The organism is Rhodococcus sp. RD6.2 (genome assembly GCF_001040705.1).
In the GTDB taxonomy this organism is placed as follows: Bacteria; Actinomycetota; Actinomycetes; order Mycobacteriales; family Mycobacteriaceae; genus Rhodococcus_G.
In genome coordinates, this window is the sequence record NZ_CVQP01000006.1 from 1 (window position 1) to 20,099 (window position 20,099).

Annotated in this window: 23 protein-coding genes; 11 read left to right on the forward strand and 12 right to left on the reverse strand. The window is 67.8% G+C overall.

Annotated elements, in window-relative coordinates; translation table 11 throughout:
- On the reverse strand, positions 1-612 hold a 612-nt coding region (gene fgd, locus RHCRD62_RS10120), incomplete at its 3' end, for a glucose-6-phosphate dehydrogenase (coenzyme-F420) (RefSeq protein ID WP_084734188.1).
- 171 nt (positions 613-783) lie between these two features.
- Between fgd and RHCRD62_RS10125 the strand changes: the two genes are divergently transcribed.
- Complete coding sequence (locus RHCRD62_RS10125) at positions 784-1,548, forward strand: DeoR/GlpR family DNA-binding transcription regulator (RefSeq protein ID WP_050064608.1); 765 nt, start codon at positions 784-786, stop codon at positions 1,546-1,548.
- On the opposite strand, the gene RHCRD62_RS10130 is transcribed toward RHCRD62_RS10125, so the two are convergent.
- Positions 1,545-2,393 carry an SDR family oxidoreductase gene (locus tag RHCRD62_RS10130; RefSeq protein WP_050064609.1) on the reverse strand — a complete coding sequence of 283 codons (849 nt, stop codon included), beginning with the start codon at positions 2,391-2,393 and terminating at the stop codon, positions 1,545-1,547. The genes RHCRD62_RS10125 and RHCRD62_RS10130 overlap by 4 nt on opposite strands.
- A 154-nt stretch (positions 2,394-2,547) precedes the next feature.
- Between RHCRD62_RS10130 and RHCRD62_RS10135 the strand changes: the two genes are divergently transcribed.
- On the forward strand, positions 2,548-3,111 hold the full coding sequence (locus tag RHCRD62_RS10135; RefSeq protein ID WP_253277275.1) for a TetR/AcrR family transcriptional regulator: 564 nt from the start codon (positions 2,548-2,550) through the stop codon (positions 3,109-3,111).
- An 84-nt stretch (positions 3,112-3,195) separates the two neighbouring features.
- Here RHCRD62_RS10135 and RHCRD62_RS10140 read toward each other — a convergent pair whose 3' ends face one another.
- A complete protein-coding gene (locus RHCRD62_RS10140) occupies positions 3,196-3,867 on the reverse strand; it encodes a TetR/AcrR family transcriptional regulator (RefSeq protein ID WP_050064611.1) in 672 nt (223 codons plus the stop codon).
- A gap of 166 nt (positions 3,868-4,033) precedes the next feature.
- Here RHCRD62_RS10140 and RHCRD62_RS10145 point away from each other — a divergent pair, with 166 nt between their 5' ends.
- Positions 4,034-5,263 (forward strand): oxygenase MpaB family protein, encoded by a 1,230-nt coding sequence (locus RHCRD62_RS10145; protein WP_050064612.1) that lies wholly within the window; start codon positions 4,034-4,036, stop codon positions 5,261-5,263.
- 132 nt (positions 5,264-5,395) lie between these two features.
- On the opposite strand, the gene RHCRD62_RS10150 is transcribed toward RHCRD62_RS10145, so the two are convergent.
- From RHCRD62_RS10150 to RHCRD62_RS10180, 7 genes are all read right to left on the reverse strand, one after another.
- The gene (locus tag RHCRD62_RS10150) at positions 5,396-6,193 is read right to left on the reverse strand and encodes an SDR family NAD(P)-dependent oxidoreductase (protein ID WP_050064613.1); all 798 of its coding nucleotides are present in this window, start codon (positions 6,191-6,193) and stop codon (positions 5,396-5,398) included.
- Between the two features lie 122 nt (positions 6,194-6,315).
- Positions 6,316-6,744: a MaoC/PaaZ C-terminal domain-containing protein gene (locus RHCRD62_RS10155; RefSeq protein WP_050064614.1), complete on the reverse strand. Its 429-nt coding sequence runs from the start codon at positions 6,742-6,744 to the stop codon at positions 6,316-6,318.
- On the reverse strand, positions 6,741-7,190 hold the full coding sequence (locus RHCRD62_RS10160; protein ID WP_050065193.1) for an FAS1-like dehydratase domain-containing protein: 450 nt from the start codon (positions 7,188-7,190) through the stop codon (positions 6,741-6,743). The genes RHCRD62_RS10155 and RHCRD62_RS10160 overlap by 4 nt, the downstream gene beginning before the upstream one ends.
- A 30-nt stretch (positions 7,191-7,220) precedes the next feature.
- Positions 7,221-7,781: an LppU family putative lipoprotein gene (locus RHCRD62_RS10165; protein ID WP_253277276.1), complete on the reverse strand. Its 561-nt coding sequence runs from the start codon at positions 7,779-7,781 to the stop codon at positions 7,221-7,223.
- A gap of 63 nt (positions 7,782-7,844) precedes the next feature.
- On the reverse strand, positions 7,845-8,438 hold the full coding sequence (locus tag RHCRD62_RS10170; protein ID WP_253277277.1) for a TetR/AcrR family transcriptional regulator: 594 nt from the start codon (positions 8,436-8,438) through the stop codon (positions 7,845-7,847).
- A gap of 135 nt (positions 8,439-8,573) precedes the next feature.
- The gene (locus RHCRD62_RS10175; protein WP_050064616.1) at positions 8,574-8,840 is read right to left on the reverse strand and encodes a hypothetical protein; all 267 of its coding nucleotides are present in this window, start codon (positions 8,838-8,840) and stop codon (positions 8,574-8,576) included.
- A 324-nt stretch (positions 8,841-9,164) separates the two neighbouring features.
- Positions 9,165-10,919, reverse strand: coding sequence for an N-acyl-D-amino-acid deacylase family protein (locus RHCRD62_RS10180; protein WP_050064617.1), 1,755 nt, complete (start codon positions 10,917-10,919; stop codon positions 9,165-9,167).
- 202 nt (positions 10,920-11,121) lie between these two features.
- Here RHCRD62_RS10180 and RHCRD62_RS10185 point away from each other — a divergent pair, with 202 nt between their 5' ends.
- Complete coding sequence (locus tag RHCRD62_RS10185) at positions 11,122-11,958, forward strand: alpha/beta fold hydrolase (protein ID WP_050064618.1); 837 nt, start codon at positions 11,122-11,124, stop codon at positions 11,956-11,958.
- 14 nt (positions 11,959-11,972) lie between these two features.
- Here RHCRD62_RS10185 and RHCRD62_RS10190 read toward each other — a convergent pair whose 3' ends face one another.
- Positions 11,973-13,214, reverse strand: a complete 1,242-nt coding sequence (locus RHCRD62_RS10190) for an MFS transporter (protein WP_050064619.1) — start codon at positions 13,212-13,214, stop codon at positions 11,973-11,975.
- 48 nt (positions 13,215-13,262) lie between these two features.
- Here RHCRD62_RS10190 and RHCRD62_RS10195 point away from each other — a divergent pair, with 48 nt between their 5' ends.
- Complete coding sequence (locus tag RHCRD62_RS10195; RefSeq protein WP_050064620.1) at positions 13,263-13,586, forward strand: ArsR family transcriptional regulator; 324 nt, start codon at positions 13,263-13,265, stop codon at positions 13,584-13,586.
- A gap of 34 nt (positions 13,587-13,620) precedes the next feature.
- Positions 13,621-14,772: an NADH:flavin oxidoreductase gene (locus RHCRD62_RS10200; RefSeq protein WP_050064621.1), complete on the forward strand. Its 1,152-nt coding sequence runs from the start codon at positions 13,621-13,623 to the stop codon at positions 14,770-14,772.
- A gap of 92 nt (positions 14,773-14,864) precedes the next feature.
- Here the strand turns inward: RHCRD62_RS10200 and RHCRD62_RS10205 are convergent, their stop codons facing one another.
- The gene (locus RHCRD62_RS10205; protein ID WP_253277278.1) at positions 14,865-15,398 is read right to left on the reverse strand and encodes a hypothetical protein; all 534 of its coding nucleotides are present in this window, start codon (positions 15,396-15,398) and stop codon (positions 14,865-14,867) included.
- Between the two features lie 92 nt (positions 15,399-15,490).
- On the opposite strand from RHCRD62_RS10205, the gene RHCRD62_RS10210 reads away from it, so the two are divergent.
- From RHCRD62_RS10210 to RHCRD62_RS10230, 5 genes are all read left to right on the forward strand, one after another.
- The gene (locus tag RHCRD62_RS10210) at positions 15,491-16,246 is read left to right on the forward strand and encodes an IclR family transcriptional regulator (protein WP_050064622.1); all 756 of its coding nucleotides are present in this window, start codon (positions 15,491-15,493) and stop codon (positions 16,244-16,246) included.
- Between the two features lie 150 nt (positions 16,247-16,396).
- Positions 16,397-17,197 (forward strand): 2-keto-4-pentenoate hydratase, encoded by an 801-nt coding sequence (locus RHCRD62_RS10215; RefSeq protein WP_050064623.1) that lies wholly within the window; start codon positions 16,397-16,399, stop codon positions 17,195-17,197.
- Between the two features lie 5 nt (positions 17,198-17,202).
- Positions 17,203-18,153: an acetaldehyde dehydrogenase (acetylating) gene (locus tag RHCRD62_RS10220; protein WP_050064624.1), complete on the forward strand. Its 951-nt coding sequence runs from the start codon at positions 17,203-17,205 to the stop codon at positions 18,151-18,153.
- Positions 18,150-19,175: a 4-hydroxy-2-oxovalerate aldolase gene (gene dmpG / locus RHCRD62_RS10225; protein WP_050064625.1), complete on the forward strand. Its 1,026-nt coding sequence runs from the start codon at positions 18,150-18,152 to the stop codon at positions 19,173-19,175. Before RHCRD62_RS10220 ends, dmpG begins: the two co-directional genes overlap by 4 nt.
- A gap of 162 nt (positions 19,176-19,337) precedes the next feature.
- Positions 19,338-20,090 carry a GTP pyrophosphokinase gene (locus tag RHCRD62_RS10230; RefSeq protein WP_216596628.1) on the forward strand — a complete coding sequence of 251 codons (753 nt, stop codon included), beginning with the start codon at positions 19,338-19,340 and terminating at the stop codon, positions 20,088-20,090.
- Positions 20,091-20,099 lie beyond the last annotated feature (9 nt).

The window sequence follows — 20,099 nt, forward strand, 5'->3', positions numbered from 1 at the left end:
GTACAGATCCATACCCTTACCCGAAGTACAGATGAACCCATCCCCCGCCCGACCCGCATACCGCGCCACCACCGGACCACCCGCCGCGATGTACACCGGAATCCCACCCTCCGGCACGTCATAGATCGACGCCCCCACCGTCTTGTAGAACTCCCCCTCGAAATCCACCCGGTCACCGGTCCACAACTCCCGCATCAACCGCACCGACTCCCGCAACCGCGCAAACCGCTCCTTGAACTCCGGCCACTCCCCGGAGTAGCCGGTGGCGATCTCGTTGAGCGCCTCACCCGTCCCCACCCCGAGCATCACCCGCCCCGGATACAGGCACCCCATCGTCGCGAACGCCTGCGCAATCACCGCCGGGTTGTACCGAAACGTCGGCGTCAACACACTCGTCCCCAACTGCAGAGTCGACGTCCGCTCCCCCACCGCCGTCATCCACGCCAACGAAAACGGCGCATGACCACCGTTGTGCCGCCACGGCTGAAAATGATCCGACACCGTCGCCGAATCCATCCCCCGCGACTCCGCCAACACCGCCAACTCCACCAACTCACGCGGACCGAACTGCTCCGCCGACGCCTTGTACCCCAGCTTCAATGCCACTGTCATCCTCCGGTCGGTGGTGCTGCGCGCGGCGGTCGCGCACTTGCGCGATTTCGCGCACTAGTTGCCCGTAATCATGCAAAGGGGGTGTTCGGCTGTCAATACGCGAGCAGCAGGCGGCTAGTATCGGCGGGCGTCGCCCACGAAGAAGCCGGTCATCGCCCGAGGAGGAACCGCTTGTCCGCGAGCACCAGACGACACCAGATACTCGAGCGACTCCTCGCCGACGGCTACGTCGAGGCCAAGACACTCTCGCGTGACCTCGATGTCGACGCGTCGACCATCCGCCGCGACCTCGACGCCCTCGTCCGCCTCGGCAAGGCGGAACGAACCCACGGTGGCGCGCGGCCGATCGAGGGTGCACACTCCGAAATACCCTATGCGGTAAAGGAACACGTCAGTCGGGACGAGAAGATGGCCATCGCACAGGAGGCGTCCGCACTTGTCAGCGACGGCGACAGCGTCATCCTCGACAGCGGCTCGACCACATATCAGGTCGCTGCCGCTCTGCGGAACCGGTCGGGGTTGACCGTCATCACCAACGACCTGCGGATCGGGAAGTTCGTGGCGACGTTCCCGGACGTCCGGCTTCTCGTCGCAGGCGGCGAACTCCTCGGCTCGGTGTTCACCCTCGTCGGCGAGCGGACTGTCGAGTTCCTCTCCGACTACTCCGTCGACTGGACGTTCCTCGGGGCCGATGCCATCGACCCCGTCGCCGGAATCACCAACACCAACACCCTCGAAATCCCCGTCAAGCGGGCCATGATCGCGGCGGCAGCCCGCACCGCCGTCCTCGCCGACAGCTCCAAGTTCGGTCAGCGCGCCCTGGCCCGCGTCGCGACGCTCGCGGAGGTGGACGCCATCGTCACGGACGCCGGACTGGACGCCGACGCGGCCGCACTCTACGGCGACCACCTCCGCAGGGTGGACCTGGCGCCTTAACGCCGAAAACGGACGAACCGGAACAGGTAGGTCGCGATCCGAGTCAGCGGAACCGGCCGCGGCCAGGCGTCCGGGCGGAAGTAGGCGTCCGAACCACCGTCGACGAAGACGACACTTCCGCAGAGGAAGTCCGCGGCGTCCGAGAGCATGAACACCGCCCAGTCTCCGAGCTGCCCGGCATCACCGAAGCCTCCGACAGGGACGGGGAAGGCCCGGACGGCTTTCGATTCGGTCGGGTTCGAGAGCTGCTCCTCCAGCAGTGGCGTCATGATCGCGCCGGGCGCGAGCGCGTTGAGGCGAATGCCCGCGCCTGCCCAATCGCCCCGGACGGCGGTGCGGCGAATCCACCTGCTGACGGCGATCTTCGAGCCCGCGTACATGATCGCGGACGCCCCGCGGCCGAACAGTCGCACGGACTTGACTGCCTTGTCCGCGTCCCCGCCCAGGAGGGCACGCACCGTGCGCCGAGGGACGGCGGGGGTGGTCGTGGTCGAGTTGCTGGAGAACACCACCACCTTGGCGGAGGCGGATGCCGCGAGCGCCGACCGCCATCCTTCGAGCAGGTCGACGACACCGAAGTAGTTGACCTGCGCGATGACCCTGGGGCGATCCTTGCCGGGTCCCGGCCCGAGACCAGCCGCCAGGACGGCGCCGTCGAGGCGTCCGTTCACGGCGGCGAGCACCTCACGCACGGCGCGTTGCCGGCCGCTGTCGGTGGACAGATCGGCAACGACGTCAGCTTCCTTGACATCGACTCCGATGACGGTGTGTCCGGCGGCTCGGAGCTTGTCCGCGACCGCGCGTCCCATACCCGAGGCGGATCCGGTCACCGCGTAGACACCCACAGTTGTTCCCCTTCATACTTTTTCGTGCCACTGTCGCCGTTCGTAGATATTTGACATACTATGCCAATAATGGTGTGCTCAGGACGTGAACCGGGAAGACGGCACGAACGCGACTCCCTCACCCACGACGACGCGAGGGCGAGGTCGTCCGACGGTGCTCGAACCCGAGGCCGTCGCCGAGACCGCATTCCGCCTGTGGGCGGATCGCGGCTACTCCGCCACGAGCTGGGCCGACCTCGCGGACGCCACCGGGATCAGCAGCCGCACGCTCATCAGGCATTTCTCGGCGAAGTCGGCGATCGCCTGGGTCGGTGTCGCATCCGCCACCGCCCGGCTTCGCGAGACCCTTTCCCGCACCGACGATTCGACGCCGCTGTCCGAGGCGGTACGGCGCGCTATCGTCGACTCCGTCTCTCACGATCCGCGCGTACAGCGCGCGAGCACCGACTGGTTGCGCCTGATCGCCGGCGAGCCCGAACTGTCCGCGATGGCGTCCACTGCCTATCGACCGTGGATCACGGAGCTCGCCGGATACATCGGCCGGCGCGCCCCCGAGATGCCGGACGCCGTCGCGCGGGCGCTGGCCACCGCATACCAGGCCGCATCGTTCGCGGCCCTCTCCGAGTGGGCCGAGGACGGCGGACACGGCGGTCCCGCCGACGCCGTCGACGCGATGCTCCGCTGGATGGACGTCGTATCCGGCTCCCCCGAACCCTGACTCCCGGTCACGGCCGCGGGGACGCAGAGATCGTGATGACAACCGCAGGCCAAATCACCGAGAACGAGACGAAACGTCTTGCTCTCAATGAGGTTCGACGGTCTCCACCATCGGAACCAGGTATCGCCGCGCGATGGCAGTGAGTTGCTCGTCGTCGTCGAGGTCGACGATCTGACTCGGCACCATCAGGAACGAGGCGGAGATCCGCACCATCAACTCGGCGGTGAGGTCGGTGTCGAGGTCGGCGGTGATGTTGCCCGCCTCCTGCTCGCGATGGAGCTGACCGGCGACGAACTCCCGCACAGCCGCGAGGGTGCGTCCGTCGTCACCGACGATGGAGCCGAGCAAACTCGGCTCGGAATCGAGGAGTCCACCGATGAGCGGGTTGCGGGAGATGGCCCGAAGTGAGCTGACGAATCCGAAGACGATGCGATCGGCGACGGTCTTGGCACTGGTGATGTCGACGATGTACTGCTCGAAGTAGCGGCGGAACTCGCGGTGGATCACCTGCTCGACGAGAACGTCCTTCGTCGCGAATCTCCGATAGAGCGTGATGCGGGAGAGGTTGGCGCGCTTGGCCACCTCTTCCATCGACGTGCGCTGGATGCCGGTGCGACTGAACTGCTCGTAGGCGGCGTCGAGCAGGCGAGCGCGCACGGAGTCGGCCTCGTCGGCCTGCTCGACGGCATCGACATACGCACGTTCGAGCAATGAGCGGGCGGTGGACGGGTCGTCACCGGGCGGAGCGGGTTCCACAAGCACCTCCTGGAGCGCCGTCTGATCGTATCCGCCCCGTGTCGTGGCCAACCAATTCCCTCTCTTGTGGCCCGGATCACATGCTGATACAAAGATACAAAGAAACGCTCTTTGTATCTTTGCACCACTCTTCGCGACATCTCGGCATCGACAATGGGGGTCACACATGGATCAGCTCAACCGGCGCACCGTCTTGAAGGCGGGCGGGACACTGGGCGCAGTCGGCGCCCTCGCGATGGCGGCACCCGCGGGGGCTCGCCCCCTGTGGACGTGGTCACCGAAGGGATCGGTCATCGGAACCGGAACCGGGGCAGATCCCCGAACCGTGTGGGACACCGAGGCCGACCCCCTGGTCGCGTCACTCTTCGCCCGCGGTGCGGTACCGAAAGTCAATGCGCTGCTACGCAATTGGAACAAGAACGGACAGCCGTTGCCGGACGGGCTGCCCGCAGACCTGCACGACTTCCTCGAACGCCACCGTCAACTCCCCGCGTGGGCCGACCCGGGCAAGTTCGCCGCCGCCGCGAGGTTCAACCAGAAGCGCGGCCTCTACCTCGGAGTCCTCTACGGCTTCGCCAGCGGCATGATGAGCACCGTCATCCCGAAGGAAGCGCTGGCGGTCTACTACTCCAAGGGTGGCGCGAACATGAAGCGCCGCATCTCCCGGACAGCGAAACTCGGCTACGACGTCGGCACCCCGAACGCCTTCCAGCCCGACGGCGAGATGATCGTGACCAGCCTCAAGACGCGCCTGGTGCACGCCGCTGTCCGGCATCTGCTTCCGCAGTCACCGCACTGGACCAACGCGGCACCCGAGGGCATTCCGATCAGCCAGCACGACATGATGGTCACGTGGCACAGTCTGCCCACGACGGTCATGCGAACCCTCAAGGAGTGGAAGGTCTCGATCCCCGCCGCGGAGTCCGAGGGGTTCCTGCACACATGGCAGCTGAGCGCCCACATGCTCGGCATCGAAGATCAGTACATCCCATCGACGTGGAACGAAGCCGAATCCCAGGCCACGCAGGTGCTCGACCCGATCCTCGCGCCCACCCCGGAAGGCATCAAGCTCGCCGACACCCTCCTCGACCTCGGCGCCGGACTCGACTTCACCCTGCTGAGCCGGCCCATACTCGGTGCTCTGACCCGATTCATGCTCGGCGACGAGGTCGCGGACTGGCTGCACATCCCCCGCGAGCTCCTCTGGGGCGGCCTCCTCGACACCGCTTGGGGTCCGTTCATCGCCGTTCGCGAGGGCCTGCTCCCGGTCCCGCTCGCCCCGGAGGCGTATTGGATGTTCGACGAGTTCCTCCGACAGTTCGTGCTGCTCTACATGAGCGAACTGCGACCGATCAAGATCGAGATCCCCGAATTCAACAACCCGAACCTGCGCTGACCGGCGCGGCCCACCGCGGAGGCACCCGAACCGTCCGCGGCGTGGCCGCCCACGACCCACGATGTGAGGGAAGCCCTCGCCTCCCTCACATCGTGGACTCCACGAACGACGCAGGCGTGCGCGGCGTTTCGGTCAGTAGTAGACGGCTCCGGGCACACCACCGCCAGCCGCGACGGCGTCGCCGGTGATGGCGATGCTGCGCGGCGACGCTAGGAAGGTGACGACGTCGGCAACCTCCGACGCGTCGACGAGGCGTCGAATCGAGTTGGTGGCGATACCGTCCTCGAGTTCCTCGACGGTGACGCCGTCGATCCTGGCCTGTTCGGTGAATCGTTCGGTCAGCCGTTCGGTGCGGGTGCGCCCGGGGTGGACCACCGTCACGTTGACGCCGTGCGGACCGAGCTCGTCCGCGAGGTTCTTCGTCAGCGCGGCGACACTGACGTTGCGGATGGTCTGCGCAATCGAACTCGCCTGCCGTGCACCGAGTCCGCTGATGTTGACGATCCTGCCCCAGCCCTGCTCTACGAAGTGCGGTGCCACGGCTCTCGCGGTGCGCAGGTAGCCGAGAACCTTGATCTCCACTTCCCCGCGAACCACGTCGTCGGTGGTGGAGTCGAAATCGGTTGGCTTGCCCGCACTCCACGGAGTCGCGGCAGCGTTCACGAGGATGTCCACACCCCCGAACTCGTCGACGGTGCGCTGCACGAGCGCACGGACCGCGTCCTCGTCGCCGGTGTCGGTGGGAACGGCGACGACGCGGCGGCCGGTCTCCTGCGCAAGTTCCTTCGCGGCGAGTTCGAGCGCTTCCGGATCGCGGGCGGCGATCACCACGTCGACGCCTTCGAGTGCGAGCCCCCGGGCGACGGCCCGCCCGATTCCCCGGCTGCCGCCGGTGACGATCGCTCGCTTGCCATCCAGTCCCAGATCCATACGCCCGCACCCTTCGTGAAGTCACCGTTGGTGTTGCCCCGTCGAACGTAGGCCGCGCCGGTTGCCCGGTCACGCCTTCCGTTCACGGTGAACGCAACCGCGTACCCGTGAAGCGCGCAGGCTCAGTCGCGTAGTTGCACGAGTGCCTGCGTCTTGCCGAGCACGGTCTGCCCGCCGTGACCGACGGTGATGTCGAGTCGGGCGGTGCGGGCCTCGGCGTCGAGTCGGCCCACCTTCACCGACACCGACACGGCAGCGCCGTCGAACGGGTCGACGACGACCGGCCGCGTGAAGCGGGTCTCGTAGGACACGACGGTGGACGGGTCCCCGATCCAGTCGACGACGACCTGCAGTGCGACACCCGCGGTCAGCATGCCGTGCGCGAGAACCCCCGGCAGGCCGACCTTCGCCGCGACGGCGTCGTTGTAGTGGATCGGGTTCGTGTCCCCGGACGCACCCGCATAGCGGACGAGGTCCTCACGCGTGAGGACCAGGTCGGACTTGGCGACGATGGTCCCGACCTCGAGTTCGGCGAACTTCGGGGCGCTCATGCGTCATCTCCTCGAACGAGCAGGGTGGAGCTGATGGTCGCAACCCGTTCGCCGTCGGCGTCCTCGATCGCGAAGACAGTGGTCAGGAGGGCATTGCCCGCACGCTCGGTCACCTCGGTCACGGTCATCGTCGTGGAGAGTTCGTCCCCCGCGACGATGGGACGCCGATGCTCGATCTTCTCGGAGCCGTGGACGACCCGACTGGGTTCGAGATGCACGTCGGGGTCGTCCACGAGCTGGAGCACCGCCCTGCCCTGCATGACGGACGTGAATGTCGTCGGTGCGATGACGTCGCCGAATCCGGCGGCGCGGGCGGCGTCGACGTCGTGGTGCAGCGGGTTCTCGGAGCGCAATGCGCGAGCGAACTCGCGGATCTTCTCGCGACCGACGAGGTAGCGCTGCGGCGGGAACACGCGTCCCGCGAGGTCAGGGCTGACTACTGGCATCGCCACAGCGTAGCGGCGGTCCGGAACGCACTACTGCGGGATCACCGACTCGGTGCACACCGTGAACCGGCGCTCGGGGTGTGTGAAGCCGCCCTCCGCGCAGTCGTCGACGTCGGTGGCGCCCTCGATGATCTCGGTCGCCCGTTCGATCTGGCCCGCGGCCGGGTCGCTGCATTCGACGCGGAACGGCTCGTCGTCCCCGTGGTCGGGGATGCTCATGCAGCCGCCGATCACCCAGTCGATGTCCAGGCACAGGGCGCCCTGCTCGATGTCGTGGAAGGTCTCGTAGTACACCTGGTCGGCGTCCGACGGGCACTCCGCGTTCTCCGTCGCCTTGCCGATGACCTTGTAGTTGGAGTCGGGGCCGCCGCACGCTGCGTGCTCGATCTCGGCTTCGTCGACGGTCCCGCCGAGCTTCACGCAGTCGCCGACGTCGGCCACGAAGTCGGTGCTGCCGCCGCCGTCGCCGACGTCCTGGCTGGCGATCACCGACGGCACGGCGACCGCCGTTCCCTCCACGGACTGCGACGAGCACGCCGCCGCGAACGCCACGAGGGCGACTCCCGCGACGATTCCCGCCGCCCGTCGCACTGCACTTCGACCTGTCTTCACACGCTCACCGGTTTCGCCCACTCGGCGATTGTGCCGGACTCGTCAGACAGAGTGCGGTCGGCGTTCCCCTTCGTAGCGGTGCAGCATGTCCTCGACCATCGCGAAGGTCTCGTCGTGCCCACCGGTGACACCGAGGTGCGACTCCATGACCATGACCCGGGACAGGCTGGTCATCAGCACCGACACCAGCGCGGGAGTCAACTGTGGATCGGCGCCGTAGCGCGGCAGGATCTCCGACAGGGCCTCGACCTGCGCCGCCCGGAACCGTTCGGAATAGTCGGCGATCTCCTGGCGGATGCCCGGCCGATGGTTGGCCATCGCGATGAACTCCTGGGTCACCACGACCGCGTTCGGATCGGTACTGAAGTCCCACAGCGCCCACAGCGGCTGCTCCGACTTCATCAGCTGCGCTTGGTACTCCAGACCCTGCTCGGCGCGCCGCCGGAAGACTTCGAGGAGCAGTTCGTCCATCGTGCGGAAGTAGTAGTACACCAGTTGCGGTTTGAGGCCAGCCTGTTCGGCGACCCGACGCGAGCTGACCGCCGCGTAGCCCTCCGCGAGGAGGAGCTGTTCCGCCGCGTCGAGCAGTACCCCTCGATTCTTCGCATCCGGCGCACCGATCCTGCGGGTCGTCACGCTTTCCCACCTCCGCCTCGACATCTCGCACTCATTCAGGGTTCCTGCGCAAAAATTCCCGCAGATTCTAGCGTGGGCTGACCGACCGCTCAGCGCCACGTCCGGAGCATCTGGGCCCGGGTATCCGTTTCGGACTCACGGCAGGTCCACGAGGATCAGGTACTGAATCGCGCGGATCCCGAGGACGGACTGCCCACCGACGGTCTCGAACGAGGCCACCGGGTGTCGCTGCAGGTAGCCGCGCATCCATCGGACTATCTCGGAGACCGAGGACCGTCTCGACTCCCCGGCAGAACCGGACACCCCCACCGCGTCCGGCCCCGCCCCGTCCGACCCCTCGCGCGCAGATGCGGCGACGACGTCGTCGCCGGTCACGTCCGTGCGGACCTTCACCTGTGCCATCGAGCCTCACCACCATCCCGCGTGTCGTCGGGGCCGATTTCCGCCGCGGCCGGGGCAGCCGATCGTGACCCGAAAGACCTTCCGGCCCGCTCCCCCAACCCACATGCTGACCGAGTGCTCAGCATGTGGGGCAAATGCGCATCACGGCCCTCGCAATGTGGTCAAGGACACACGCTGCGACGGTTCGCGACGGGGCGGCGAGCACCGCCGCGGAAAGCTCATGTGGACAATTGACCAACTGCGACAGTCGATCTCGCGGTCGGGAGAGGACGCGCCTACGGAAGCGGCGAGCGAAGCCCGGGGCATTGCCCGGGACGGGATCGATCAGCGGGCGGTGCGCTCCCCGGCATGCAGGAAGCGTCCGGTCCGCGTCACGCCGAGCACGTCGGCGGCCACGCCCGCACCGAAGACGTACTCGCCACCGACGAGGACAGCGGTGACGGCGTCGTCGTTGCGGTTCACCATCCGCGACAGGTTGTCGTACGCGGGCATCGCGGACTCGGCGTAGGCGTCGAGGGTGTCGTCGAGGTGCGCCGGGTCGATCACGACGAGGTCCGCGCGGTCGCCCTCACGCAGGTGCCCGGCGTCGATGTCGTACCAGTCGGCGAGTTCACCCGTCAGCCGGTGCACGGCCTGCTCCAGCGTCACCGACGGACGACCCGCCCGCTCGGAATCGCGGACACGGCGCAGGAACCGCAGGCCGAAGTTGTAGAACGCCATGTTCCGCAGGTGCGCGCCCGCGTCCGAGAACCCCAGTTGCACACCGGGAGTCCGCGCGAGCATGTCCAGGATCTCGGGACGATGACCCGAGATGGTGGTGCGCCAGCGCAGTTTCGTTCCGTACTCGACGACGAGGTCGAGGAACGCGTCGACGGGATGGACCCCGCCGCGTTCGACGCCGACCTGACCGAACGTCTTTCCGATCACCGACCCATCGGGGCAGGCGACGATGTCCGCGTCGAAGAAGTCGCGGTGCCACACCTTGACCCCGAACCTCTTGTCGTAGTCCTTGCGGAACCAGCGCCGATACTCCTCGTCCCGCAGCAGGGCATTGCGCTCGATCTCGTCCGACAGGTGCAATGCCGCAGCCACGGAACCGAACTCCTCGAACACCACGAGGTCGATGCCGTCGGCGTACACCTCGAACGGCACCGGCAGGTGCTGCCACCGCAGATCGCCGCGGAGCCGCTTCACGATCGCGGCGATCGGTCCGAGAATCCGGATGGTGTACGGGTTGGACTTGATGTCGGCGGCCGACAGCAGGCTCGTCTTGAGCTTCGTCCGCCCGAGACCCGTGCTGCCGAGGATGAGACTCGCGAGGCTGAACGGACTCGTCAGGTCGGGCCCGGCCTGCAGTGCCCGACCCCGGCGACGCAGGATCGTGTTGAGCCGTCGCCGTTCCCGCGACTTCGCGTAGGTGGACGGGAGCGTGCGCGACCGGCAGGTGACGCCGTCGAGCTTGTCGAACAGCAACTGCTGCGTCGACATCCCCACGAACCCGGCATCCAGCGCCTCGGTGAGCATGGCCTCCATGTTCGCGAGTTCGAAATCGCTGGGGCGCACATCCTTCCGAGTAGCACGGTTGAGACCCATCTGCGCGGCGCGCATGTCGGAATGACCGAGAAACGCCGCGACGTTCGGACCGAGGGGCAGAGCCTCGAGCGCGTCGACGTAGTCCCGCGCCGACATCCACGTCTTCGCTTCCTCCAGGGCGCCGACGACGTGACGCCGCGGGATCGCCTCCACTCGAGCGAACAGGTCCCCCGCATCCGACGGGGAGGCATGCACGGTCGATAGCGAACAGGACCCGAGGAACACCGACGTGACGCCGTGCCGCACCGACTCCGACAGCGAGGGCGACTCCAGGATCTCGACGTCGTAGTGGGTGTGGATGTCGATCAGGCCGGGCAGCACCCACTTGCCGGACGCATCGATCACCCGGGGGCAGCCACCCTCGTCGAGCGGCTGCGCGGACACGACGGCGACCTTTCCGTCACGGATGCCGAGGTGCCTGGTCGCGGAGGGCGCGCCGGTGCCGTCGAACCATCGGCCGCTCCTGACGATGACGTCGTAGCTCATATCCACCGCTCCGTTCGAGGCCGGGCACTCGGCTGTCACACGGATTATCGACCCGGCGCCGGACCCGGTCGGCACTTTCACCGGATTCGGGCCCAGCCGCACCGTCGGGTGACAACCGTGCACGCACAGTCAAGGCACGGGGCCCGCCCGTGGCTATGCTCCGCCCCAGCAGGCTTGACGCCCCGGCGACAGGAGACCGATCGTGCCCACCATCACGACCACTGACGGAGTCGACCTCTTCTACAAGGACTGGGGCAGCGGCCAGCCCATCGTCTTCAGCCACGGCTGGCCACTGTCAGCCGACGACTGGGACACCCAGATGCTGCTCTTCCTGCAGCGGGGCTACCGGGTGATCGCCCACGACCGCCGCGGCCACGGTAGGTCCACACAGGTCGCCGACGGTCACGACATGGACCACTACGCCGACGACCTCGCCGCGCTGGTGGACCATCTCGATCTCTCGGACGCCGTCCATGTCGGCCACTCCACCGGAGGCGGCGAAGTGGTGCGCTACCTGGCCCGCCACGGCGAGGACCGGGCGGCCAAGGCCGTGCTCATCGCCGCTGTCCCGCCGTTGATGGTGAGAACGAAAACGAATCCCGAAGGCCTGCCCAAGGAGGTGTTCGACGATCTGCAGGCACAACTGGCGGCGAGCCGTTCCGACTTCTACCGCGCCCTGCCGTCGGGACCCTTCTACGGCTACAACCGGCCGGGAGCGAAGCCCTCGGAGGCCGTCATCGACAACTGGTGGCGTCAGGGCATGATGGGCGGAGCGAAAGCTCACTACGACGGGATCGTCGCCTTCTCCCAGACCGATTTCACCGAGGACCTCACGAAGATCACCGTGCCGGTACTGGTGATGCACAGTGAGGACGATCAGATCGTTCCCTACGTGGCCTCCGGCCCGAAGTCCGCGGAACTCCTGAAGAACGGAACCCTCAAGACGTACAAGGACTTTCCGCACGGCATGCCCACCACGCATGCCGACACGATCAACGCCGATCTCCTGACCTTTCTGCAGACCGGCACCGTCGGCTGACGGTCGGCGTCCCGTCAGTCGCGGGAGCCGAACCTGCGCAGCAGCGCGGCCGTCGTCGCGAGGATGACGATGACGACGCCGTACCCGTACGCGGTCGTCGCCAACCCGAGGTGCGGGACGAGCAGTCCGGCAACCACCGCGGGAACTCCGAACGCGACGTAGCTGACGACGAACACCGCGGCGAACACCTCGGCCCGGTCGTCGGGCCGGGTCAGCGGCGTGATCGAGCGCAGCACCCCGAAGAACGCCGTACCGAAGCCAGCCCCGGCGACGATCACGGCGAGGTAGTACGCGGGCAGTGAACCGACCGCGAGAGCGACCAGTGTGGCCGCAGTTCCGACCGCGAGCGCGATCGTCCCGAACAGGGTGATGACGCGCGGAGTGCGGTTGCGGATCAGGTAGGCGGCGGGCGCGCCGGTGCCCGCGAGAAGCGTCACGACGAGTCCCTGCGACAGATGCGACGTGCCGTGGAGTTCCGAGGCGACGATCGCCGGTCCGAGCGAGAGGTACAGGCCGCCGGTGGCCCAGCCCGCGAAGACGGCGGGCGCGCTGCGCACGAACACCGTCCGCACGTCCCGCGGCAGCGCGACCCGCGGCCGCAGCGACGCGAGCAGTCCTCCGTGGCGCGGGGCCGTCTCCGGCACGGTCCACACTGCCGCCGCCAGCACGAGGTAGAGGACCGTCAGCGTGCCGAAGACCGCCCCGGCGGCGGCGTGACCGGACCGGTCGAGGACGATCCCCGACACGAGCGCGCCGACCGCGAGTCCGACCATCGGCGTCACGGCGTTCCACACTGCGGCGGATCCGGGCCGGTCGCGGGGTTCGAGGTCGACGACGGCCGCCGACAGCGCGGACAGCAGCAGCCCGCTCGCGACGCCCTGCAGCACGCGGGCGGCCACGAAACCGGTGACGGCGTCGGCGTGCCAGAACAGGACGACGCTGAGCGCGAGAATCACGAAGCCGACGGAGATCGCGGGGCGCCTGCCGACGTGGTCGGAGACCGATCCGACCACGAGGAGGGTGGCGAGCAGGGCGATCGCGTAGACGGCGAAGACCACGGTCGTGGTGACAGGCGTGAATCCGAGTTCCGCCTGGATGACGGGATAGAACGGGGACGGCGCGCTCGCCCCGGCCATCATCGCGGTGGCCGCGAACAGGACCAGTCGGAATCCGCGTGCACCGGGACGTCCGAGGTCGCGAGGGGCCGTGACGGTGGGCGGCGCGTCGACCAAACGGTTCGACTTGATTGGAACCATTAGCTCAAGTTACGGTATGGGCCGTGAAGGTTCAACTATTCTCGAACCATGCCTGAGATTTCCAAGCTGCCTCACCCCGACCGCGAGGACATCGAACTCACGGCCGTCCTGTTCGCGCTCAGTGACGACGCCCGACTCGCACTGGTTCGCGAACTGGCGGCAGGCCCGCAGGACATGGTCGACTGCGCCGCCCTCGGCACCGACCTGCCGAAATCCACGAAGTCGCACCAGGTGAAGGTGCTCCGAGAAGCCGGAGTCGTCGACAGCGAACTACGCGGACGCAACCGCAGGCTCGCCCTGCGCCGCGCCGACCTCGATGCCCGCTTCCCCGGACTGCTCGACGCCGTTCTCACCGCGAACGACCGACCCTGACCCACCGCCCGACCCCGACGCACACGGAGATCACATGACCGACCTGCGCAACGAGACCACCGGCAGCACCCCGGCGAGCACCCTGCTCGACGGCACCGACATCGCGCCGCTGCTCGCCCCCGCCACGGTGGGCGGCCTCGAGCTGTCCAACCGCTTCGTGATGGCCCCGATGACGCGGAAGTTCTCGCCCGCCAACACCCCCGACGACGCCGTCGCCGAGTACTACGCGCGGCGCGCTTCCTCGCTCGGCCTGATCGTCACCGAGGGCACCTACGTCGACGAGTTCTCCGCGGGCGCCAGCGGCAAGGTCCCCGTCTTCTACGGCGAGGACGCACTCGCCGGCTGGCGGCGGGTCGTCGAGGCGGTGCACGCGGAGGGCGGTCGGATCGTCCCGCAGCTGTGGCACCTCGGCGTCACCCGGATCGCGGGCGCGGGTCCCAACCACGACGCACCGGTGATCAGCCCGTCCGGGATCGGACTCGGGGGTGAGCCGGCCGGTGAGACCGCGACCGACTCCACCATCGAGGGCATCATCGACGCGTTCGCGCGCGCCGCGGTGGACGCGAAGGAGATCGGCTTCGACGGCATCGAGCTGCACGGCGCGCACGGCTACCTGCTCGACCAGTTCACCTGGGCTCGCACGAACCGGCGCACCGACTCCTACGGCGGGTCGATCGCGAACCGGATGCGCCTCGGCGCGGAGATCGTCACCGAGATCCGGCGGCGTGTCGGTGCGGACTTCCCGATCCTGTACCGGTTCTCGCAGTGGAAGGGCGGCCACTACGACGCCCGCATCGCGGAGAACCCGGGCGAACTCGAGCAGACCCTCACCCCGCTCGTCGAGGCAGGCGTGTCGGTGTTGCACGTCTCGACGCGCCGCTACTGGCTACCCGAATTCGACGACTCCGACCGCACCCTCGCCGGATGGACGAAGCACCTGACAGGGCTGCCGGTCATCGCACTCGGGTCGGTCGGCGTCGCGGCTCCGTTCCTCGGGGACGCCGCCGAGGGCCAGGCGTCGCTGTCACTCGCGCCGCTGCTGGACCTGTACGAGCGAGGCGAGTTCGACCTCGTCGGCCTCGGCCGCGCCGTCCTCGCCGACCCGTACTGGGTGAAGAAGGTCGCCGCAGGCGATCTCGACGGAATCCGTCCGTACAGCAAGGAACTCGAGTCGGTCCTGTTCTGACACGACTCCGCTTCGCACACAGCGCCTCCGACGAGAAGCGCTGTGTGCGAAGCGGAATGGATCTGCCTGGTTTCTCGATTCCCGACCTGGCGTCAGGGTACGACGACGTCGGTGGACATGGGGATGCTCGGCGTGTCGGTCCGGACGGTGAGCCGCACACGCCCCTGGCCCGTCTCCACCGGCACGATCTCCGGACTGACACTCGTCTTGTGCGCCGGGATGTGCCGAGTCACCGAGCCGCTTCGCCCGGTGTCGAAGTTCTGCCAGTCGACGATCGCGGTCGCGTCGCATGCCCCGACCGTCGATCCCCACTCGCCGAGCGGTGAGTAGCCCTGCGAGATGCGAAGTTCGACGGAATGCACAGCACCCGCAGGGGTCGACCACCCGCCCAGCGGTCCGTCGAACGCGGTCCCGGACGCCATCAGAATACCGGGGCAGATACCGTTCCCCAGCGTCAGAACCGGAGCTATCGAGACGGGCGTCATCACGCATGCGCGCGGTCCCGTGTTCGACCATCCGAGTGTGCACGGATCCGCGGCGCTCGCCACACCCGGTGCCGTCACGGACAACGCCGCCCCCAACAATCCGGCAGCTGCAACCGATGCGATTCGATGTGAAATTTTCATGACCCCGAGAATGACACAGGTTCCACCTTCGGGAAGTCGTGCACTTTCGGACGGCGCGTCGCGGAGGTGACAGCACTGCGTAGTCTGCATCCATGAACACCGTGCTCGGCAAGGCGATGGTGGTCCTGTCCGCCTTCACCGCCGACGACCACGGCGTCGGGTTCGCGGAACTGCAGCGCAGGACCGGTCTGCCGAAGGCGACACTGCACCGCCTGCTCACCGAACTGGTCGCGGTACGACTGCTCGACCGCGACGACTCCAGATACCGCCTGGGCAGGCAACTGTTCGAGCTGGGGATGCGCGCCTCCGTCGAGCGCGGTCTGATCGAGGTCGCGACGCCCTTCATGGAGGACCTCTACGAACGCACCCACGAGACGGTGCACCTGGGCGTCCTCGAGGACGCGGAGGTCGTGTACGTCGCGAAGATCGGCGGGCACCGGCAGGCGAGCTCGCCGTCGCGAATCGGCGGCCGAATGCCGTTGCACTGCACGGCGATCGGTAAGGCACTGCTGGCGCACGCACGCGACGAGCTTCGTTCCGAGGTCCTGTCCGGGCCCCTCCCGCGCCGTACACCGCGCACCATCACCGCGCCCGGAATGCTCGCCAAGCAACTCGACACCATCGTCGAGGCCGGCGTGTCGTTCGAGTTCGAGGAAGCGGCCGTCGGGATCGTGTGCGTCGCGGCGCCGGTGCTCGACGCATCCGACCGTCCCATCGCCGCAGTCAGTGCGACCGGGCCCATCACTCGATTCCGTCCTCAGGCCCATGCCACCCAGGTGCGGGCGGCGGCGGCCGGGATCTCCGCGACCCTCGCGCGCCGACCCCGAACCGAATCGCACACGCCCTGAACCGGTAGCGTCCTGACCTGCAAAGTTCCGCTCTTCGGAACTCGACCCTCGCGCTGGCCGTGACACGGCGGGCACAGTCGTCGTCAGCGCTCATCCACAGGACCCGATGCGCTTCACACTCCGACGAACACGACGACGAGGATTACTTCGATGACGCCACTCGACGGCTCCGTAGCAGTCTCGGACGCCTTGGCACGATTGACCGCGGCCGCCGACACCGGTGTGCCGTGCGCACCGGTCCGGGACGTACTCGGCTCCACCGACATCGCCGCCGCCTACGCGGTGCAGCAGCAGTTGATCGCGGCCCGGGTCGCCGCGGGTGCTGTCGTGGTCGGCCGCAAGATCGGCGCAACCTCAGCCGCTGTCCAGCAGCAGCTCGGTGTCACGCAGCCCGACTTCGGAGTCCTGCTCGACGACATGGACGTCTCAGGCTTGACGGAGGTCCCCAGCGACCGCCTGCTCCAGCCCCGCGCCGAAGCCGAGATCGCGATGCGCCTCGGCGCCGACCTGGTCGACGGCGACCTCGACGACGCGCAGATCCGCGCCGCCGTCTCCGGCCTCGCGGCCGCCATCGAGATCGTCGACTCCCGCATCACCAACTGGGACGTCCACATCACCGACACCGTCGCCGACAATGCGTCGTCCGGCCTGTACGTGATCGCCGACAACTGGCTGACCCTCGACGAGGTCGAACCCGTCGGCGTCACGATGCAGATGTGGATCGACGACGAACTGGCTTCCGAGGGAACCGGCGCGGCCTGCCTCGGCGACCCGCTGGTCGCACTCGGTTGGCTCGCCCGCACCGCCCGCGAGTACGGCCAGCCCCTACTCGCCGGGCAGGTCGTCCTCACCGGCTCCCTGGGGCCCTTGGCCCCCACCCCGCCCGGCTCGGTCGTCCGCGCCGAGCTGTCCACTCTCGGCACCGTCAACGCCACCTTCTCGAAGGACTGACTCCTATGACAGACAAGCGAACCAAGGTCGCCATCATCGGCTCCGGCAACATCGGCACCGACCTGATGATCAAGGTGATGAACCACTCCGAGAACCTGGAGATGGGCGCGATGGTCGGCATCGACCCCGCCTCCGACGGTCTCGCCCGCGCCGCCTCGCTCGGCGTGCCGATCACGTCCGACGGCGTCGAGGGCCTCGTCGCCCTCCCGAACTTCGACGAGATCGAGATCGTCTTCGACGCGACGTCCGCGAAGGCGCACGTCGTGAACAACGAGCGTCTCGGCGCGCTCGGCAAGCGCCTCATCGACCTCACCCCCGCCGCGATCGGCCCGTTCGTGGTGCCCGCCGTCAACGCCGACGAGCACCTCGACGCACCGAACGTGAACATGGTGACGTGCGGTGGCCAGGCCACCATCCCGATGGTCGCGGCCGTCTCCCGCGTCGTCCCGGTCGCGTACGCCGAGATCGTCGCGTCGATCGCGTCGAAGTCCGCAGGCCCGGGCACCCGCGCCAACATCGACGAGTTCACCGAGACCACGTCCAGCGCGATCGTCTCCGTCGGTGGCGCCAAGCGCGGCAAGGCGATCATCATCCTCAACCCGGCCGAGCCGCCGCTGATGATGCGCGACACGGTCTTCTGCCTCGTCGATGCGCCGGACCCGGCCACCCACGACGAGATCCGTCAGTCGGTCGAGAAGATGGTCGGCGACGTCGCGGCGTACGTGCCCGGCTACCGCCTCAAGCAGCAGGTCCAGATCACCGAGATCCCGTCCGACCAGCCGGTCGAGACGCTGCTCGTCGACAACAACCGTCCCACCCACCAGGTCTCGATCTTCCTCGAGGTCGAGGGCGCCGGACACTACCTGCCCACCTACGCGGGCAACCTCGACATCATGACCTCCGCCGGCATGCAGATCGCGGAGCGGATCGCCCAGAAGAAGGAAGCCACCCGATGAGCGCCAACCCCACCGTCTTCGTCCAGGACGTCACCCTCCGCGACGGCATGCACGCGGTGCGCCATCGCATTTCGCCCGAGGACGTCAAGCGGATCGTCACCGCCCTCGACGACGCGGGCGTCGACGCGATCGAGGTCGCGCACGGTGACGGCCTCGCGGGCGGATCGGTGAACTACGGCCCCGGCTCGAACACCGACTGGGAGTGGATCGAGGCCGCGGCGGACGCGATCAAGAACGCCCGCCTCACCACGCTGCTGCTGCCCGGCGTCGGCACCATCGAGGAACTCAAGCACGCCTACAAGCTCGGTGTGCGCTCGGTGCGCATCGCGACACACTGCACCGAGGCCGACGTCTCCGCACAGCACATCGAGACCGCACGCGAGATCGGCATGGACGTCTCGGGCTTCCTGATGATGAGCCACATGGCGCCCGCCGAGGAGCTGGCGAAGCAGGCGAAGCTGATGGAGTCGTATGGCGCGCACTGCGTCTACGTCACCGACTCGGGCGGACGACTGACGCTGACCGGCGTCCGCGACCGCGTCCGCGCGTACCGCGACATCCTCAACGAGGGCACCGAGATCGGCATCCACGCCCACGAGAACCTCTCCATGTCGGTGGCCAACTCGGTCGTCGCAGTCGAGGAGGGTGTCTACCGTGTGGACGCGTCGCTCGCCGGGCACGGCGCCGGCGCGGGCAACTGCCCCATCGAGGCGTTCGTCGCGGTGGCGGACCTCTACGAGTGGAAGCACGGCTGCGACGTGTTCGCACTGCAGGACGCCGCCGACGACATCGTCCGCCCGCTGCAGGACCGCCCGGTCCGCGTCGACCGCGAGACCCTGACCCTCGGCTACGCCGGTGTCTACTCCAGCTTCCTGCGGCACGCAGAGATCCAGTCGGCGCGCTACGGCGTCGACGTCCGCACCCTCCTCCTCGAGGCGGGCAAGCGTCGCCTCGTCGGCGGCCAGGAGGACATGCTCATCGACATCGCGCTCGACCTTCAGTCGAAGTCCGCTTCGGCGTAGTTCGCCGCGTTCGCACGCCGTTTCCCGCGTCCGCACCTCTTCTGCCTGTACAGAGGGGGTGCGGACGCGGGATTTCGTGTGTGGAGGGCTCTCGCTCACAGGCTGCACACATGGTCGACGGGCACAATGGGTGGCGAGCAATCGAAGTGAGGACGATTCCACGTGAGCACCCACCTGACCGATGGCGGCATCGAGCCCGAACTGGTCATCCTCGGCGACCTGTTCCGCGATCTGACCGGAATGGAGCTGGAGGCGCCGCCGGAACCCCCGACCCTGGAGACACTGCGAGAACTCCAGCAACGCCTGGCCGGCTTCCGGCTCAACTACAAGTTCGCAATCGACGCGACCCTGACGAAGATCAACATCCTGCGTGAGGAGTTCGAGCAGTCGCACGACTACAGCCCGATCGAACACGTCAACACCCGACTCAAGTCGATGGAGTCGCTGGTGACGAAGGCCGTGCGGATCGGCTGCCCGCCGGACATCGAGTCGATTCGCGAACAGATCCGTGACATCGCCGGAATCCGCGTCACCTGCGCCTTCGTGTCCGACGCGTACTGGGTCGCCGAGATGCTCACCAGCCAACCCGACGTGACGCTGGTGCAGGTCAAGGACTACATCGCGAACCCGAAGCCGAACGGCTACCAGAGCCTGCACCTGATCGTGCAGGTGCCGGTGTACCTGTCGGACCGCACCGAGCCGACGTACGTCGAGATCCAGATCCGCACCATCGCGATGGACTTCTGGGCCAGTCTCGAGCACAAGATCTACTACAAGTTCGACCGCGCGGTCCCGCCACGCCTGCTCGACGAACTCAAGCAGGCCGCCGACGCCGCCGCCGAGCTGGACCGGACGATGGCCCGCCTGCACGACGAGGTGACGGCACTCGACAAGGGTGCGCCCATCGTCGACTGACGGCGTGCA